Origin of the sequence: Leisingera sp. ANG-S5, from assembly GCF_000813925.1 — a bacterium.
GTDB lineage: Bacteria > Pseudomonadota > Alphaproteobacteria > Rhodobacterales > Rhodobacteraceae > Leisingera.
This window is the reverse complement of the sequence record NZ_JWLH01000001.1, coordinates 254,410-270,754: the sequence shown is the minus strand read 5'-3', so window position 1 is coordinate 270,754 and position 16,345 is coordinate 254,410. Positions and strand designations below refer to the sequence as shown.

The following is a 16,345-nucleotide window of genomic DNA, read 5'->3' as shown; positions in this document are numbered from 1 at the left end:
CAAGCCGCCCCCCTCTCCTCAACACCTTCCCAAATACTCCCGCCGAAGGCATCCCACTGCTAGGTCTGCGGCTGCCTGGGCGGGCGCGAATGCGCCTGCCGGGGGGGCAGGCAGGCGCAGACCGGGCCGCAAGCGACCCGGTCAGGGAACGAACCGCAACCGTCACTATCCCAAACTGAGAAAGGTGCAGGCGGCGGGGCCTCGCACCCGGCAAAGCCGGAAACCCCGCATGGCGCTCCGGCCCGAACGGGCCGTGCTACGGCCGCGAGAATATCACCGTGTCACGCCTGCCGTTCCTCCCTAGGCCGCGCCGGGCTGCGCATCAAGGGTGTTGCGCCACCCCCCTATCCACCGCACGCCCCGCTTGCGCGCCCTTAACCCCGGCCTGCCATACTCCAATGCGTCGCGACACCGGTGCGGACTGACACCCCGCACCACCAGGAGATACGGGAGCCCCCAAGACCACCTTTTCATCGGGTGCAGGGGTTCTCCGCAGAACGGAAGCTTTCGAGCGGACATGGGGGCTTGCGATCCCCTGCCCGGCCCTCCGCCTCCGGCCCCTCCGGGCCCTTGGCGGCGCCGCCACCTCTTACCCGGCCAGCATGAAACGGCCACACAAGCAAAACGGCCCAACGGCCCCAGACAAGCAGACGGCCAGACAGACAGACAGCCACCGGACAGGGACCCCCTCCCGCCCGGCCAAACCCGCGCATCCGGTGACAGCTTCGTGAGGGCTGTTGCCTGAAACCGCTTTCCCTTCTTATGGTTAGGCCAGCCAATCACAGAACGGGGACAGCCATGGCCTTCATCGCGGACAACCAGCTGCCCCTGCTCCTGATGTTCTTCTTTGCGGGCCTCATCGGCACTGCCTTCCTGTTCCGCAAACCGGCAGGCCACCGGGCCTGGAAGCTGGCCGATCTGGTCTGGGTCGTCCTCGGCGGCTTCGGCGCGCTGGTGGCGGTGATCTCCGGCATCTATGCTGCCGACTCATCCCGGCTCGAACGCCAGATCGACATCGCCTATGCCGCCACCGCCGCCTTTGACCGCGACGCCGCCCGCTTCCGCCTGCGCTTTTGCGACCCCGCCTATGACGCCGACATCGCGGTCCTGTGTGAAAAGGTCGAGTTTCTTTCCGCCTCCACCGCAGGCAACGCCGAACTGCCGCTGTTCATCGCGGTGACGGATGAGGTGGCACCCCTGCAGGGCCTCAGCTTCCTGTTCGGCGGAGGCCGCGCTGAGATGGACGAGATGAAGGACATGGAGGCCAAGGCCAGCGCCTTCGACCCGGAGGCTTTCCTGGTCTTTACCGCGCTTGACACCCCAACACAGGCCGCCGTCGACACCATGCGCCGCAAGGTGCCTGCCATTGCCGGCGATTTCCTGATCATCGCCCGCGCCTATGACGATCTCATCGACCATGTGTCGAAACTGAAAGAGGAATGGGAATACCTGCAGGACAACGCCCATATCCTGGTGCTGCAGATCATCGCGCTGTGCCTCGTCAGCTTCGCCGCCCCCTTCCGCCTCGGCAAATCCATTGTCGAGCTGCGCGCGCGCCGCTAACCTGACCAGACTCCAACAGGACCCGCCCATGCGCAGCTTTGACGAGATCTACGCCATTTCCGCAGACCGCCACGGCGGAGTGCAGGCGCTGGAGGAGAAACTCTCCAGACCCGACCCCAAGGTGACGGACCTGCCGGAGGACCGCTGGCTGGCCACCATGACCAAATGCATCTTCCAGGCGGGCTTCAACTGGAAAGTGATCGAGGCGAAATGGCAGGGTTTCGAGGAGGTCTTCCACGGCTTCGACCCCGGCCCCTGCGCCTTCATGCCGGAGGATGAATTCGACCGGATCCTCAGCGACACCCGCGTGGTCCGGAACGGCGCCAAACTGGCAACAGTGCGCGCCAACGCCGCCTTCCTGATGGAGCTGCGCGACGAGGGCGGCGCAGGCGAGATACTGGGCGGCTGGCCCTCATCCGACTACATCGGGCTGCTGGAGATGCTCAAGAAACGCGGCGCCCGCCTGGGCGGCAACACCGGCCAATACGCCATGCGCTTTGCCGGCCGGGACAGCTTCATCCTCAGCCAGGACGTCACCGCGCGCCTCATCGCCGAAGGCGTGATCGACAAACCCGCCACCTCCAAGACCGCCCTGAAAGCAGTGCAATCCGCCTTCAACACCTGGATGGACCAATCCGGCCGCTCCCTCACCGAAATCAGCCGCGTTCTGGCGATGAGCTGCTGAGGCAAAGCCGCATATGATCCGCTGCCTGCTCCTCGCCCTGCTGTTTCTCTCTGCCTGCGGACGCCCGCTGACGGAAACCGAACGCGCCTATCTGGACACCCTGCACGGCACCAGCCTCAACGCAAACAAGGTCCGCATCGTCGAGGGCGCACCGCTCGGCGCCGTCACCTTCCGCCGCATGCCGCGCCCGCGCGTCACCTGCCGCGAACGCATCCTGCCGCCGGTGAAGGAAGAGATCGTCACCTCCAAACCCGCCGCCGTGGCGCTGTTCAACCGCATCTTCTTCACCCGCGACTGGTACGTGGATAACTACCTGCCGGAGTACCCGGACCGGCTGCACCTGGTGGAGGCGATGCTGCTGGCGCATGAGGTCACCCATGTGTGGCAATGGCAGAATCGCCGCCAGACCGGCTATTCCCCCCTGCGCGCCGCGGCGGAGCACGGCCAGGACCGCGATCCCTATCTGTTCGACCTGGAGGGCGACCCGGACTTCGGCACCTACGGGTTTGAACAGCAGGGCGCCATTGTCGAGGAATACGTCTGCTGCCGTGCCCTCGCGCCGCAGGCCGCCCGCACCAGGCGCCTGCACGACATGCTGGCCGCCGCAATGCCGGTCAGCCCGCTGCCGCAAAGCCGCGAAAGCGCGGTCTACCTGCCTTGGAAGGACGCCGAACTGAACGGCATCTGCGACTGACCTGCTGAACCGCGGTGATAGATCGATTTTTCAGGGCGGGAAATCGCGCCGGATTCCGATGCTGCGCCGCAACGTAGGGGTTGTCTTCGTAGAGAGTTTCCGGCCACAAATCCGCCAAGCAAACTGCAGGAGCCGCGCCATGACCCAATACGCCCTCATCATGCTGGCCGCGGGCCTTGGCATTCCGGTGCTGGCGGCTCTGAACGCGGCACTCGGCAAGCTGATCGGCTCCCCCGCCTCTGCCGCCGTGGTGCTGTTCCTGATCGCGCTGATTGCCACCAGCCTCTACGCGCTGATCGCCGGCCCGCAGGCGCTGGCGCGCATTCCATCGGCCCCCAAGCACCTGCTGCTGGCGGGCGTTCTGGTCGCCTTCTACGTCCTGTCGATCACCTACGTCGCGCCGCATTTCGGGGTCGGCAACGCGGTGTTCTTCGTGCTGATCGGCCAGCTGATCTCTGCCGCCGCCATCGACCATTTCGGCTTGTTCGGCGCCCAGGTCAGCCCGCTGACCCTGACCCGCGCGGCCGGCATTTCGGTGATGGCGCTGGGAGTCTGGATCACCCAGATGGCTTAACCGGAAACCTTCTTCACAAACTGCGACTTCAACCCGATCGGCCCGACGCCGGGCACCTTACAGTCGATGTCGTGATCGCCGTCCACCAGCCGGATGCCGCGCACCTTGGTGCCGACCTTGATCACCGATGACGTGCCCTTCAGCTTCAGGTCCTTGATCACCGTCACCGTGTCGCCGTCCTGCAAGACGTTGCCGACACTGTCGCGCACCTCCTTGGCGTCGCCCGCGGCCTCCCCCGCAATCCATTCATGGGCGCATTCGGGGCAGATCAGCAGAGCATCCACCTGATAGGTGTAGGCAGAGGCGCATTCGGGGCACGGCGGCAGGGTATCAGTCATACACCGCCAATAGCCGGGAACCCCGCGCAACACCAGAGACAGATCCGCCGCCCGGCTCCCTTTGTGCTATACTTCTTTGCACCAGCGAAAGGCGGGATCATGACCGGCAAGGTGGAAACACACTACGGCGGCAGCAGCAATCTGGCAGAGCAGATCGCCAATGACCTGCGCGCCAAGGGGCTGGAGCCCGCGGAGCTCACCCCCGCCGATTTCGAGGCGCTGGATGAATTCCACTTCCGCGGCCGCGCCGCAACGCTGGAGCTGGCCGCGCAGATGCGGCTGACTGCGCAATCCAAGGTGCTCGACATCGGCTCCGGCCTTGGCGGTGTCTCCCGCACCCTTGCGGAGACCGCGGGTTGCCATGTCACCGGCCTCGACCTGACGCCGGAACTATGCGCCGCGGCGGCAGAGATTTCCGCCTGGCTGGGCCTCGCGGGCAAAACAGACTTCCAGCAAGGCGATGCCACAGAGCTGCCCTATGCGGACAACAGCTTTGACGCCGCAATCACCGTGCATGTGTCGATGAACATCCCCGCCAAACACCGGATGTATGCCGAAGCCCGCCGCGTGCTGCGGCCCGGCGGGGTGTTTGCCGTCTATGACATTCTTCAGGGTGAAGGCGGGGATATGATCTTCCCGGCGCCTTGGGCAGCCGAACCATCAATCAGCCATCTGGCCACGCCGAAGGAGATGGAGACCCTGTTGCGCGGCGCCGGCTTCAAGCTGCTGGACAGCATTGAATCCACCGCCGAAAGCCTGCGCTGGCTGGAGGAGCGCACCGCCAGCACCGGACCGCCGCCGCCAGTGCCGATCACCACCCGGCTGCTGTTCGGCGACGGGTTCAGGGAGATGGTGCAGAACCAGCTGCGCGCCCTGCGCGAGCGCCGCATGCTGACCTGGAGTTTTCTCTGCGAGGCTTAATCCGTTTTGCCGCTGACCTTGATATTGCCCTGCAGCTGGGCGCCGTTCTCAGTCGACATGGTCTGCGCAGAGACATCCGCCTGCACCCGCGAACTGGCCGCCAGCCGCAGGTCCTCGCATTGAATCTTGCCGCTGTAGGCGCCTTCGACCGTGACCGATTTCGCGCTCAGCGCGCCATCCACGGTACCGCCTTCCAGCACTGTCACCGCCTGCGCGGAGACATCGCCGACAACCCGGCCGCGGACCTCGACGCTGCCTTTGCTGGAGGTGACATTGCCTTCAACCGTCACGTCTTTCTCGATTACCGAATTCACCACGTCTCAGCCCTTTCTGCGCATCCCCGGACAGCCTAGCCCGCCCGGTCAAATTTGAACAGTTGTTAGCAAACAGCCGCCCCGGGGCAAAAGCCGCAGCTGTTCGGGTGGCAAGGTTCCGCCTGCCCGCCTATTCCACCTGCGGGAACGGTGCCGGCAAAGGTGCGGCGCCGTACTGGAACAGCGACCCCCAGAATCCGCCCGGACTGGGCTGCCAGGGTGCGGTGTTCATGTCCAGCGCCACGCAAGCTGAGGAACTTGTGGCCGGGTTCTCCTTGGCCCGCTCGCAGCGCTCCGGCGTGGTGTGGCAGGCCACCAGATAGGCTTGCGGCCCGGTCTTGCCGCTGTCCTCCTGGTAGCAATAGCGGATGATCTCTTCCTGCAGCTGGGCACGGGCCTGTTCGACCAGCTGCTGATTACCCGCCACCGTCTTGCTGGCTGCCTCCAGCGCCGAGGCTGCGTCCTGCTGCACCAGCTCTGCGGCGCGCTGCAACTCGCCCGTACCGCCCTCCGCCGCCTGCAGCGCCTCCGTCAGCCGGGCGTTTACCTTCTGAACCTCTGCCAGCGCGGTCTGCAGCTCCGCCACGGTGGCGTCGTATTCGACCAGCTTGGACTTCCACTTGAAGCCGGCAAAACTGCCCTCCTCGAACCCGGCGCTGACCAGAATGCCGTTCAGTTTCTGCGGAAACAGCAGGAAGACCGCAAACAGCGCAATCACCGAAACATCGCGCAACAGCACCACCAGATCTTTCAGGAGTGAGACCGTCTTCTGCATCTGAACCCGCCGTCACTGGAACCGTACTGGGACAGAGTGGCCTGGCGCAGGGGTTCAGGTCAAACGGCGGGCGAGCGCAAAGCCCGGAACAAGGCGCGCAGCGCCGCCGGGCAGAGCCCGTCCGCCCCCTCGGGCGGGCTCTTTGGCCACGGTGCGAACCTGTCAGCACTTCTACGGAACAGGCCGGATAAACTGCCATACAAACCAGTCAGCGCCGCCCACCCGCGGACGGGCCCTGCCCGGCCTCAAACGGTGGGCTAAACCGGCACCAGCAGACCGTCCTGCAGCTTCACCTGCCGGTCCATCCGCGCTGCCAGTTCCAGGTTGTGGGTGGCAATCAGAGCCGACAGGCCGGTGCCGCGCACCAGCTCCATCAGCGCCGCAAACACTTGATCCGATGTGCCGGGGTCCAGATTCCCGGTCGGCTCATCCGCCAGCAGCACCCGCGGGGCATTGGCCAGCGCCCGGCAGAAGGCGACCCGCTGCTGCTCGCCGCCCGACAGCGCCGCCGGGCGGTGATCGGCGCGGCCTGCAAGGCCCACGGTGCCCAACAGCTGCGCCGCCCGCGCCACCGCCGCCTTCTGCGAAGCGCCATTGGCCAGCTGCGGCAGCACGATGTTTTCCAGCGCCGAAAACTCCGGCAGCAGGTGGTGGAACTGATAGACAAACCCCACTTCCTGACGGCGCACACGGGTGCGGCGGCGGTCGCCCTTGCGGGTCACGTCCTCACCCGCGACCCGCACTTCGCCTGCGTCCGGCGTGTCCAGCAGCCCTGCAATGTGCAGCAGCGTCGACTTGCCCGCGCCTGAGGGCGCCACCAGCGCCACCACTTCGCCCGCCTGCAGGGTCAGGTCGGCGCCGCGCAGCACGTCCACCTGCCCGGGCGTACCTTTCAGATAGGACTTGGTGATCCCCTTCAGCTCCAGCGTGATCTCACTCATAGCGCAGCGCCTCCACCGGGTTGAGGCGCGCCGCGCGGCGGGCCGGGAAAATGGTCACAAAGAACGACAGCCCCAAGGACAGCGCGGTGGCCGAGAGCACATCCGCCAGCTGCAGCTCAGCGGGCAGCGCATAGATGCCGCGGATCGACGGGTCCCAGACGCCGCCGCCCATGACGTAGTTCACGAAGGAGAAGATCGGATCGATATAAAGCGCAAACAGGCAGCCCAGCACCACGCCGCAAATGGTGCCGAGGACGCCGGTGAAGGCACCGCAGATAAAGAACACCCGCATCACCGAGCCTTCGCTGAGGCCAATGGTGCGCAGGATACCGATATCGCGGCCCTTGTTCTTGACCAGCATAATCAGGCCGGAGACGATGTTCATCGCCGCGATCAGCACCAGGATCGACAGGATGATGAACATCACGTTGTCCTCGACCTCCAAAGCCCGCAGGAAGCCGCCGGAGGCATCGCGCCAGGTCCAGACGCCAGCAACGCCGCCCGCCGCGGTCAGGATCGGCAGGGCGATTTGATCCACGTTTTCAGGGTCTTCCACCATGACTTCAATCTCATCCGCGACGCCCTCGCGGTTGAAGAACCCCTGCGCCTCACCAAAGGGCAGATAGACCCGGGTGCGGTCGATGTCCCAGCGCCCGGCGGTAAAGACATAGACCACCTCATAGGCATTCACCCGCGGGCTGGTGCCAAAGGCGGTCTTGACGCCATTGGGGGAGATCAGCTTGATCTTGTCCCCCACAGTGACCCCCAGCTCCCGCGCCACGCCGGAGCCGATGGCGATCCCCTCCTCAAACCGCGCAAGGTCGCCAATGGCCTCCTCGCTTTGGGCGACGCCGGGGATGCCCTGAATGTCAGCGGCAGAAATACCGAATACTTCGACGCCTGCATTGCGGTCTCGCAGGTTGGCCATTACCTGCCCTTTGACCAGCGGTGCGGCGCGGGTGACGCCGGGTACCGCGGCGACTTTCTCTGCCAGCGCCTCATAATCCTTGAGGGAACGGTCCAGCACCCCGGCCTCATTCACCTCACCATAGGAATAAACGGTGACATGCGCGTTGGCGCCCAGGATGGTGCCGACAAACTCTGAGCGGAAGCCGGAGCGCACCGCCAGCGTGGCAATCAGCGCAAACACCGCCAGGGTGATGCCGATGAGGCTGATCCAGGTCATCACGCTGACCCCGCCCTCGGCCTTGCGGGCGCGCAAGTAGCGCCAGGCGATAATCCATTCGAAACGCGAAAACGGCGGTGGTGTCGTGGCCATAAGGGGTCCTGCCCGGAAATTTTGCCTGCAAACTGTGCTGCCTTACGCCCGGGGTCAAGGTGCGGTTGCAGAACTGGCCGATAATCCGCCGGCCGCTGCAGGCTTCTGGCGTGCGCTGGTCTGTGCAATCGTTGGAAGCGCACAGCAGGAACACGGGAGGCCACAATGCCATTGATTGACATTCACGTTCTGGAAGGGGTGTTTACCGAAGAGGAAAAGCACCAGCTGATCCGGGAAACAGCAAAGGCCTTTGGCACCGTTGCCGGTCAGGTCATGCAGGACAATACTTCGGTCCGCATACACGAGGTGAGAAGCGGCCATTGGGGCGGCGCGGACACCGTCTGGACCACCGAAAAGGCGCTTGCCCTCAAGCATGGCGGCTGACCCACGCCGCCTGGCGTCACCGCATCGTGACCTGCCGCATATGCCCATTGCCTTGCATTTGCCCGGTGCTAGGGCTTTATCAGGCGGGTTCCGGTTTTAATGGGTGAGAACGATGGACAGATACTTCAAACGCGCGCTGCCGCATCCTTCGCTGCGCACGGTGATCATGGCCGGGCTCGGCGCGTTTCTGGCCATTGCGGCACTGTCGCTGATGACCACCCACGCCAATCTCCTGCTGCTGATCGCCCCCTTCGGTGCCAGCTGCGTGCTGTTGTTCTCGGTTCCCGCTAGCCCGCTGTCGCAGCCCGCGCATGTGGTCGGCGGCCATGTGCTGGCCACCGCGGTTGCGCTGGCGCTGAACGCGCTGCTGCCCGACACCTGGTGGGCGCTGGCGCTGGCCGTTGGCCTTTCTATTGCCCTGATGGCAGCACTGCGCCTGACCCATCCGCCCGCAGGCGCCGACCCGCTGGTGGTCTTTGCCACCGATCCCGGTGTCTCCTTCCTGCTGTTCCCGGTGCTGACCGGGGCCGTGGCGCTGGTGGCGATTGCCGCCCTGTTCCACCGGTTCTCAGGCCACGAATACCCGCTGAAACACGGCTGATCGGAACTTGCGTCAGAGCGCCAGCATCGCCGCCACCGGCAGCCGCAGCGCCTGGCCAAGGGCACGTGAATCCGCCGCCTCCAGATGGTAGCCATCCGCGGCTGAGGCCCGCGCCACCTGGCCTGCATCAAAAAAGCCGCAGCCAAGCCGGTCTGCCAGCGCCTCGATCACGTCTGCCAGCATCTCTGACTGTTCGACCATCGCCGGGGTCACATCCGAGGTCTCGCACAGCGTCACTGGCGGCGGCGAGACCAGCAGCACCTGCGGCGCTGTTGCTCCGGGCATCCGCCAGGGGTGGTGGCGGATGATCTCCACCAGCCGCTCCAGCCCGTCGCGGATCAGATGGTTGGGGCGGGTCTCGTAGATCTCATTGGTGCCCAGCATGATCACCGCCAGGTCCAGCGGCGCGTGGCTGTGCAGCAGCATCGGCAGCACTGCATCGCCGCGCATATCCGCACAGGCCGAGTTGCGCGCGTGAACCGTGGTGCGCCCGCGCAAGCCTTCGGCAAAGACGGCGGCTTTCGTCAGCCCTTCGCCCAGCGCCACCGGCCAGCGGTCGTCATAGGGGTGCCGCCCGCCGGTGTGCGGGTCGCTGCCCCAGGTCAGGCTGTCGCCAAAAGCCAGGATCTGTTTCATGCCGTATCCTCCTGTTTCCGGCACCCTGCGGCGGGCGGCGGGCGGCGGGTTCGGGCAAGGGAAAACACCGCCCCTGCACGCCGGGGTTTACAGGCCCGGTCCCGGCGCGGGGACTACGTTCCGCGCACAGCCTTTGCCATTGCAGCATAGGAGCCTTTCAGCTCTGCCGCCGTGGGCCTCGGCTCCGGTGTTTCTGCCGGTGCCGCCAGCCCGGCTGCCCTGACAATGGTGTTGATGAAACTGAACACGCCGCAGACCTCCACCACCTCATAAAGCGCCGCCTCGCTCCAGCCCGTGCTGGTGGCGGCCTTGAAGGCCTGCGAGATGCCCTCCGCCTCTCCTTCGAGCAAGGCGCCGGCATAGTCCAGCAGGGGCCGGATCCGGTCCTGCGTCGCCGCAACCGGGCCGCAGAAAACCTCAGAAAACAAGCTGTGGAAATGGACGCAATAGGCCACGCCGTTCAGGCCGGAGACATGCGCGGCAATCGCCTCGCGCTCGCCCCGTGTCAGCGCTCCGCCGCTGCACATGATGCGGTCCAGCAAGCACAGCAGCTGTTCGGAGTTCTGCGGAAAGGAGGACAGCACATGGGTCAGCCCGCTGTCTGCTGCGATACCGCTGAAATTGGCCATGCTTGCCCCGCCCCTGTTCCGGTTCAGGGCGAGGCTAGCATCCGGGCCGCCCTCTGTCAGCGCCCTGCACGGCAAAGGAAAACCCCGCCAGCTTTCGCCAGCGGGGCTGTTCGCTTCAAACTTGCGGCCTGGCTCAGAAGCCGCGCCCTGTGGGGTGCGCCTTGTAGACCTCGACCACTTTCTTGACCGCCTCTTCCGGTGACAGCTCCTCGCTCTCGCCAGTGCGGCGGGAGGTCAGTTCCACCACGCCGTTTTTCAGCCCGCGCGGGCCGACGGTGATGCGCCAGGGCAGGCCGATCAGGTCCATGGTGGCGAACTTGCCGCCCGCACGTTCGTTGCGGTCATCATAGAGCGGGTCCAGACCGGCGGCGGTCAGCGCCGCATAAAGCTGGTTGCAGGCCGCATCCGCCTCGTCGTCGCCCTGCTTGAGGTTGACGATGCCGCAGTGGAACGGGGTCACGCCCTCGGGCCAGATGATGCCCTTGTCGTCGTGGCTGGCCTCGATGATCGCGCCCAGGAGGCGCGAGACGCCAATGCCGTGGGAGCCCATGTGGACCGGCACGTTCTTGCCGTCGGGGCCCTGCACAGTGGCGCCCATTGCGTCGGAGTACTTGGTGCCGAAATAGAAGATCTGGCCGACCTCGATACCGCGGGCCACCCGGCGGCGCTCCTCTGGGATCTGGTTGAACAGCGCCTCGTCATGGGTCTCGTCGGTGCGGGCGTATTTGGAGGTGAACTCCTCCAGCACGCTCTGGCACTGCTCGACGCTGTCATAGTCGATCTCGCGGTCGCCGAAGGTCAGATCGGTGACGGCGCTGTCATAGAAGACCTCGGACTCGCCGGTGTCCGCCAGCACCAGGAATTCATGGGTGTCATCGCCGCCAATGGGGCCGCTATCGGCGCGCATCGGGATCGCCTGCAGCCCCATGCGCTCATAGGTGCGCAGGTAGCTGACCAGGTGGCGGTTGTAGGCGTGCAGCGCGTCTTCCTTGGTCAGGTCGAAGTTGTAGCCGTCCTTCATGTAGAATTCGCGGCCGCGCATCACGCCGAAACGCGGGCGGATCTCGTCGCGGAATTTCCACTGGATCTGGTACATGGTCAGCGGCAGGTCCTTGTAGCTGCTGACATGGGCGCGGAAGATGTCGGTGATCAGCTCTTCGGCGGTCGGGGTGAACAGCATGTCGCGGTCATGCCGGTCCTTCACCCGCAGCATTTCCTGGCCGTAAGCCTCATAGCGGCCCGACTCGCGCCACAGGTCGGCGGACTGCATGGTCGGCATCTGCATCGGGATATGGCCCGCGCGGATCTGCTCGTCATGCACGATGCTTTCGATCTTCTTCAGCACCTTGAAGCCCAAAGGCAGCCAGGAATAGATCCCGGCGGCGGATTGCTTGATCATCCCGGCGCGCAGCATCAGCCGGTGGCTGACGATCTGGGCTTCCGAGGGGTTCTCTTTCAGAACCGGCAGAAAATAGCGGGACAGGCGCATCTTGGCTCCATCGGTGATGTGGGTTCGAGTTCCCGCCCGGTTTAGTGGGTGTGAGGGGTGCGGGCAAGGGCGGAGGTGGCCCTGCTGTTCCTGGTGCGCAACACAGGGCCCGGGCCTGACCTTGGGCTGGCGCAGATGCGCCTGACCGGGGGGAAGGTCAGGCGCGGGCCGTGCGGCTGGCGCCCCACGTCCCAAAAGAATGCCGCGGGCGCCGGAACGCCCGCAGCATTTTCAGTAAGCTGACTGAAACGGCCTACATCTTCGCCCGCTCGGCCCGCAGCGCCAGCCACAGGCAGTAGCACATCATCAGCACCACCAGGGTGAACGGGATGCCGGTCGAGACCGCTGCGCCCTGCAGCGCCGACAAACCGCCGCCAAGCAGCAGTGCAATCGCAACCAGACCCTCCAGCGTGCACCAGAACACCCGCTGGATCACCGGCGCGTCCATCTTGCCGCCTGCGGTGATCGTGTCGATCACCAGCGAGCCGGAGTCCGATGAGGTCACGAAGAAGATCACGATCAGTACCAAGGAAATCGGTGCCACGATGGAATAGAGTGGCAGCTCCTTCAGGAAGCCGAACAGCGCGCCCTCGGGCTTGTAGCTGTCGATCACTGTCGCTTTGACGCCCTCTGCGCCGCCGGCGTTCAGCATGTCGATGGCACCGCCGCCAAAGGTCGACATCCACAGCGCGCAAACCGCCGTGGGTGCGATCAATGCACAGAGCACGAACTCGCGCACCGTGCGGCCCTTGGAAATGCGGGCGATGAACATGCCGACAAAGGGCGACCAGGCAATCCACCAGGCCCAGTAGAAGGTGGTCCAGCCGTGGAAGTAGCTGGTGTCCTCGCGCCCGAAGGGATTGGAGAGCGCCGGAAGCAGTTGAACATAGTCCACCATCACGTTGAAATAGCGTGCAATTGCAGTGCCGATGCCAGTGACCAGAAGAACGAAGATGAACAGTGCCACCGCCATCACCATGTTGATTTCCGACAGGCGTTTGACGCCTGCGTCCATGCCCATCAGCACCGAGCCCAGCGCAATCGCGGTGATGCCGATGATCAAGAGCACGACAACCGTCGGGCTGGGTTCGATCCCGAACACCTCATAAAGGCCGGCCGCAACCTGCTGCGCGCCAAGGCCTAAGGAGGTGGTCAGCCCGAACAGCGTGGCAAAGACCGCCAGCGTATCAATGGCGTGGCCCCACCAGCCCCAGACCCGCTCGCCCAGGATCGGGTAAAACGCCGAGCGCAGGGTCAGCGGCAGATCGAGGTTGTAGCAGAAGATCGCCAGCGACAGGCCGACAGCGGCATAAACCGCCCAGCCCTCCAGCCCCCAGTGGTGTATGGTGCCGACAATGCCGATGTACTCATTGCCCGGCTCGTTGATGTCGATCCCCAGCGGCCGCGCCGCGCCGCCTTCTGAGAAGTTGTAGTAGACCGGCTCAAGCACGCCGAAGAACAAGAGGCCGATACCAATGCCGGCCGCGAACATCATCGCAATCCACCCGGCATAGGAATAATCCGGCTTGGCATCCTTGCCGCCGATCCGGACAGAGCCGACCGGCAGGACGATCAGCGCCAGGCAGAACAGGGTGATGGCGTCCACCGACAGGACCAGAAACCAGTCGAAGGTGCTGGTCAGCCAGGGCCGCAGCCAGCCGAAGAAGGCCGCCGCCGCCTCCTGGTTGGCAAGCGCAATCAGCACAAATGCCGCGATCAGGATACTGGAAATCAGGAAGACAGGATTATGGATGTCCAGGCCGAACGGCCGGATGTTGTCCTGTCCCAGCTCATACTCTGTCTCGAAGTCCCAGACCCTCGGGTCGGGATCGAGCATTTTCTTTGTTTCAGGCATGACGCCTCCCCTTGTACTCGTTAACTCTCCTGCAAGTGTCGCATTAAATTCGGAAATCTCCTAATTTGCGCCGCAAACCCTCCCTGGGGCCGGTATGCGCCCTGCTCTCAGCATGATGTCGCTTTTGCCGCATTCTGGCGCAAAGGAACTTGAATCGCCGTTCAAGATTCGAAAGTGTTAGCGGAAACGCCAAACAGGGCGGCACGACTTAGGGAGAGAGACGTGGCCAAAACCATTACTGAGCCGGCACGGGAAATTCCGGTCATCCATGAAACCGAAGTGCTGGTGGTTGGCTCCGGCCCCGGCGGGCTGGCAGCAGCGCTGGCCGCAGCGCGGGCGGGCGTCGAGGTCACGCTCATGGACCGTTTCGGCTGTTTCGGCGGCAACATCACCACCGTGGGCGTCGAGGGCTTTGCCTGGTACCGGCACGAAGAGACGGTGGAGGCCCATGGCATCGGCTGGGAGTTCGAGGAGCGCGCCAAGGCAATGGGCGCCGCGGTGCCCGAAAGCCAGTCTTTGTCTTATGAGCTGGACAGCGAAGGCTTCAAGCTGGTGGCGGACAAGCTGGTCGAGGAGGCCGGCATCCACCCGATGCTGCACCGGGTGTTTGTGGCGCCGATCCGCGAGGGCAGCCGGATCACCGGTGTGATTGTCGAGAGCAAGGCTGGCCGCGAGGCAGTGCTGGCGAAACGGGTGATCGACGCGACGGGGGATGCGGACATTGCCCATATGATGGGGGCGCCGACCCTCAAGACCCCGGTGGAGCAGATGCAGGCAGCCAGCGTGATGTTCAACATCGCCGGCGTCGACAAGCAGAAGTTCATGGAAGGTGTGAAGGCCGATCCGCAGACCTATGCCAATTGGTCGACCGGCGAATGGCAGGTGGAGACCTCAGGGAAAGAGGATGAGATGTTCTCCCCCTTCCTGGCCAAACCGTTTTCACAGGCCATCCGCGACGGAGTGATCCCGGCGCATCTGAACACCATCGGCGGCACCTGGGGCGCGGTGCATGACAGCGGCGAGATGACCTATATGAACCTGGTCCATCTGGCGGGCATCGACGGCACCGACCCCGACAGCATGACCAAGGGCGAGATCGAGGGCCGCAAACAGGCGATGCACGCAATTGATGCGCTGCGCGCCTATACTCCGGGCTGCGCGGGCGCGCGTCTGCGGAACTTCGGCATGACCATCGGCATCCGCGACACCCGCAAGATCGACGCGCATCACAACATCACCGAAGACGAGACGCGGCACCAGGGCCGGTTCGACGACACCATCGGCATCTACCCGGAGTTCATCGACGGCTACGGCGTGCTGATCCTGCCCACCACCGGGCGATACATGCAGATCCCCTACCGCTCGATGCTGCCCAAGGGGGTTCAGGGCCTGCTGGTGACCGGCCGCGCCATCGGCGGCGACAAGATTGCCCATGCGGCCACCCGCAACATGGCTTGCTGCGCTGTCGCCGGTCAGGGCGCGGGCATCGCCGCGGCGCTGTCAGTCAAAGCAGGCTGCGAGTTCGACGCGGTGGATATCTCCGCGGTGCAGGCAGAGCTGAAACGCCAGGGGGTGCGGATCCATTGACGCAAGCCATCCCCACCATCGACATCACGCCGCTGCGGGAGGGGGACCACCCGCAGCACCAGCAAACCGTCGACGCCATTCTGGCCGCGGCTGAGGACATCGGCTTTCTGTCGATCACCGGCACCGGCGTGGCGCAGGAAACGGTGGAGGCGGTGCGGAACGCGGTGCGCGCGATCTTTGCTGTGGAGGAAAAGTCCAAGTGGGATCAGGCAATTACGCGGGAAAATTACCGCGGCTATGTCCCGATGGGGCTCTTCACGCCAAACGATGGCAGCGGCACGGCGGATAAATACGAGGGCTACAAGCTGCACCATGAGGTGGCGGCGGATGATCCCATCCGTGAGGCCTGCGTGCTTTACGGCCCCAACCGCTGGCCGCTTGAGGTGCCGGAAGCGCGCGAGGTGATCCTGGGCTACTGGTCCCAGCTGGACGGTGTCTTTCACCTGCTGCTGGGCGCGCTGGCAGAGGGGCTGGGGCTGGACCCGGCGGCGTTTCAGGACCCGTTTGAGAAACCGCTCACCAACATGAGCCTGCTGCATTACCCGCCACAGGCGCCGGAGGAGGAAGGCTTTGGCATCCACCCGCACAAGGACACCGACGCGCTGACCATCATCGCGCCGGACCCGGTGGGCGGTCTGGAGGTACAGACAAGGGACGGCGGCTGGATCACCCCCGACTGCCCGCCCGGCGGCTTTGTGGTGAACATCGGCGACATGCTGGAGCTGTGGTCCGGCGGGCGGCTGGTCTCCACCCCGCACCGGGTGGTGAACAAAAGCGGGAGGGAGCGCTACTCCTTCCCCTATTTCGCGGTGCCGCGCCATGACGTGGTGGTGCAGCCGCTGCTGCCGCCGGTTGAAGGCTTCGACCGGCCTTCGGTGCATTGCGGCCATTGGTCGGCGGAGATCTGGCGCACCAACTGGCCGGATGAGAACGCGGGCGAAGACACGCCTGAGCTGGGCACGATCCACAGCTGAAGGAACGCCCCGCCCCACAGGGGGCGGAGCGCCCGCCCACACTGAGAGGGCGGGCGCTGCCCAGCCTGCGGCCGGGCGCAACATTTCCTTAACTTGCCCCCGGCCT

General features: G+C 64.9%; 18 protein-coding genes. 9 read left to right on the top strand and 9 right to left on the bottom strand.

The window, feature by feature from the left end; all coding sequences use genetic code 11:
• Positions 1–798: 798 nt before the first annotated feature.
• The 4 genes from RA25_RS01355 to RA25_RS01340 all read left to right on the top strand — a co-directional run bounded on the left by RA25_RS01355 (position 799) and on the right by RA25_RS01340 (position 3,516).
• A complete protein-coding gene (locus tag RA25_RS01355; RefSeq protein WP_039169574.1) occupies positions 799–1,563 on the top strand; it encodes a hypothetical protein in 765 nt (254 codons plus the stop codon).
• Between the two features lie 28 nt (positions 1,564–1,591).
• The gene (locus RA25_RS01350; RefSeq protein WP_039169572.1) at positions 1,592–2,248 is read left to right on the top strand and encodes a DNA-3-methyladenine glycosylase I; all 657 of its coding nucleotides are present in this window, start codon (positions 1,592–1,594) and stop codon (positions 2,246–2,248) included.
• Between the two features lie 13 nt (positions 2,249–2,261).
• Positions 2,262–2,942, top strand: a complete 681-nt coding sequence (locus tag RA25_RS01345; RefSeq protein WP_039169570.1) for a hypothetical protein — start codon at positions 2,262–2,264, stop codon at positions 2,940–2,942.
• Between the two features lie 139 nt (positions 2,943–3,081).
• Positions 3,082–3,516 (top strand): DMT family transporter, encoded by a 435-nt coding sequence (locus RA25_RS01340; protein WP_019295651.1) that lies wholly within the window; start codon positions 3,082–3,084, stop codon positions 3,514–3,516.
• Here the strand turns inward: RA25_RS01340 and RA25_RS01335 are convergent.
• A complete protein-coding gene (locus RA25_RS01335; protein WP_039169569.1) occupies positions 3,513–3,854 on the bottom strand; it encodes a zinc ribbon domain-containing protein YjdM in 342 nt (113 codons plus the stop codon). The genes RA25_RS01340 and RA25_RS01335 overlap by 4 nt on opposite strands.
• Positions 3,855–3,953: 99 nt before the next feature.
• On the opposite strand from RA25_RS01335, the gene RA25_RS01330 reads away from it, so the two are divergent.
• Positions 3,954–4,775, top strand: coding sequence for a class I SAM-dependent methyltransferase (locus RA25_RS01330; protein WP_039169567.1), 822 nt, complete (start codon positions 3,954–3,956; stop codon positions 4,773–4,775).
• Here the strand turns inward: RA25_RS01330 and RA25_RS01325 are convergent.
• The 4 genes from RA25_RS01325 to RA25_RS01310 all read right to left on the bottom strand — a co-directional run bounded on the left by RA25_RS01325 (position 4,772) and on the right by RA25_RS01310 (position 8,084).
• Complete coding sequence (locus RA25_RS01325) at positions 4,772–5,092, bottom strand: bactofilin family protein (RefSeq protein WP_019295654.1); 321 nt, start codon at positions 5,090–5,092, stop codon at positions 4,772–4,774. The genes RA25_RS01330 and RA25_RS01325 overlap by 4 nt on opposite strands.
• A 127-nt stretch (positions 5,093–5,219) precedes the next feature.
• A complete protein-coding gene (locus tag RA25_RS01320; RefSeq protein WP_039169565.1) occupies positions 5,220–5,864 on the bottom strand; it encodes a hypothetical protein in 645 nt (214 codons plus the stop codon).
• Positions 5,865–6,121: 257 nt separating this feature from the next.
• The gene (locus RA25_RS01315; protein WP_039169563.1) at positions 6,122–6,805 is read right to left on the bottom strand and encodes an ABC transporter ATP-binding protein; all 684 of its coding nucleotides are present in this window, start codon (positions 6,803–6,805) and stop codon (positions 6,122–6,124) included.
• Positions 6,798–8,084, bottom strand: coding sequence for a lipoprotein-releasing ABC transporter permease subunit (locus tag RA25_RS01310; protein ID WP_039169561.1), 1,287 nt, complete (start codon positions 8,082–8,084; stop codon positions 6,798–6,800). The genes RA25_RS01315 and RA25_RS01310 overlap by 8 nt, the downstream gene beginning before the upstream one ends.
• Before the next feature lie 165 nt (positions 8,085–8,249).
• Here RA25_RS01310 and RA25_RS01305 point away from each other — a divergent pair, with 165 nt between their 5' ends.
• Together RA25_RS01305 and RA25_RS01300 are read left to right on the top strand one after the other, a co-directional pair.
• Entirely contained in the window at positions 8,250–8,468 is a 219-nt protein-coding gene (locus RA25_RS01305) for a tautomerase family protein (RefSeq protein WP_019295658.1), read from the top strand.
• 112 nt (positions 8,469–8,580) lie between these two features.
• Positions 8,581–9,069, top strand: coding sequence for an HPP family protein (locus RA25_RS01300; protein WP_039148894.1), 489 nt, complete (start codon positions 8,581–8,583; stop codon positions 9,067–9,069).
• A gap of 12 nt (positions 9,070–9,081) precedes the next feature.
• Here the strand turns inward: RA25_RS01300 and RA25_RS01295 are convergent, their stop codons facing one another.
• The 4 genes from RA25_RS01295 to RA25_RS01280 all read right to left on the bottom strand — a co-directional run bounded on the left by RA25_RS01295 (position 9,082) and on the right by RA25_RS01280 (position 13,678).
• Positions 9,082–9,705 (bottom strand): GDSL-type esterase/lipase family protein, encoded by a 624-nt coding sequence (locus RA25_RS01295; protein WP_039169560.1) that lies wholly within the window; start codon positions 9,703–9,705, stop codon positions 9,082–9,084.
• A gap of 113 nt (positions 9,706–9,818) precedes the next feature.
• Entirely contained in the window at positions 9,819–10,334 is a 516-nt protein-coding gene (locus RA25_RS01290) for a carboxymuconolactone decarboxylase family protein (RefSeq protein WP_039169558.1), read from the bottom strand.
• A gap of 133 nt (positions 10,335–10,467) precedes the next feature.
• Positions 10,468–11,823: a proline--tRNA ligase gene (proS, locus tag RA25_RS01285; protein WP_039148897.1), complete on the bottom strand. Its 1,356-nt coding sequence runs from the start codon at positions 11,821–11,823 to the stop codon at positions 10,468–10,470.
• Positions 11,824–12,076: 253 nt separating this feature from the next.
• Entirely contained in the window at positions 12,077–13,678 is a 1,602-nt protein-coding gene (locus RA25_RS01280; RefSeq protein ID WP_039169556.1) for a BCCT family transporter, read from the bottom strand.
• 222 nt (positions 13,679–13,900) lie between these two features.
• Between RA25_RS01280 and RA25_RS01275 the strand changes: the two genes are divergently transcribed.
• The gene (locus tag RA25_RS01275; RefSeq protein ID WP_039169554.1) at positions 13,901–15,265 is read left to right on the top strand and encodes an FAD-dependent oxidoreductase; all 1,365 of its coding nucleotides are present in this window, start codon (positions 13,901–13,903) and stop codon (positions 15,263–15,265) included.
• Positions 15,262–16,239, top strand: a complete 978-nt coding sequence (locus RA25_RS01270; protein ID WP_039169552.1) for an isopenicillin N synthase family dioxygenase — start codon at positions 15,262–15,264, stop codon at positions 16,237–16,239. The genes RA25_RS01275 and RA25_RS01270 overlap by 4 nt, the downstream gene beginning before the upstream one ends.
• Positions 16,240–16,345: the final 106 nt, after the last annotated feature.

Excerpts from the sequence above, each read along its gene's own strand:
- RA25_RS01305 (WP_019295658.1), top strand. The coding sequence starts at position 8,250 with ATGCCATTGATTGACATTCACGTTCTGGAAGGGGTGTTTACCGAAGAG.
- RA25_RS01310 (WP_039169561.1), bottom strand. The coding sequence starts at position 8,084 with ATGGCCACGACACCACCGCCGTTTTCGCGTTTCGAATGGATTATCGCC.
- RA25_RS01330 (WP_039169567.1), top strand. The coding sequence starts at position 3,954 with ATGACCGGCAAGGTGGAAACACACTACGGCGGCAGCAGCAATCTGGCA.
- RA25_RS01350 (WP_039169572.1), top strand. The coding sequence starts at position 1,592 with ATGCGCAGCTTTGACGAGATCTACGCCATTTCCGCAGACCGCCACGGC.
- RA25_RS01345 (WP_039169570.1), top strand. The coding sequence starts at position 2,262 with ATGATCCGCTGCCTGCTCCTCGCCCTGCTGTTTCTCTCTGCCTGCGGA.
- proS (WP_039148897.1), bottom strand. The coding sequence starts at position 11,823 with ATGCGCCTGTCCCGCTATTTTCTGCCGGTTCTGAAAGAGAACCCCTCG.
- RA25_RS01300 (WP_039148894.1), top strand. The coding sequence starts at position 8,581 with ATGGACAGATACTTCAAACGCGCGCTGCCGCATCCTTCGCTGCGCACG.
- RA25_RS01335 (WP_039169569.1), bottom strand. The coding sequence starts at position 3,854 with ATGACTGATACCCTGCCGCCGTGCCCCGAATGCGCCTCTGCCTACACC.
- RA25_RS01320 (WP_039169565.1), bottom strand. The coding sequence starts at position 5,864 with ATGCAGAAGACGGTCTCACTCCTGAAAGATCTGGTGGTGCTGTTGCGC.
- RA25_RS01295 (WP_039169560.1), bottom strand. The coding sequence starts at position 9,705 with ATGAAACAGATCCTGGCTTTTGGCGACAGCCTGACCTGGGGCAGCGAC.
- RA25_RS01315 (WP_039169563.1), bottom strand. The coding sequence starts at position 6,805 with ATGAGTGAGATCACGCTGGAGCTGAAGGGGATCACCAAGTCCTATCTG.
- RA25_RS01355 (WP_039169574.1), top strand. The coding sequence starts at position 799 with ATGGCCTTCATCGCGGACAACCAGCTGCCCCTGCTCCTGATGTTCTTC.
- RA25_RS01340 (WP_019295651.1), top strand. The coding sequence starts at position 3,082 with ATGACCCAATACGCCCTCATCATGCTGGCCGCGGGCCTTGGCATTCCG.
- RA25_RS01280 (WP_039169556.1), bottom strand. The coding sequence starts at position 13,678 with ATGCCTGAAACAAAGAAAATGCTCGATCCCGACCCGAGGGTCTGGGAC.
- RA25_RS01290 (WP_039169558.1), bottom strand. The coding sequence starts at position 10,334 with ATGGCCAATTTCAGCGGTATCGCAGCAGACAGCGGGCTGACCCATGTG.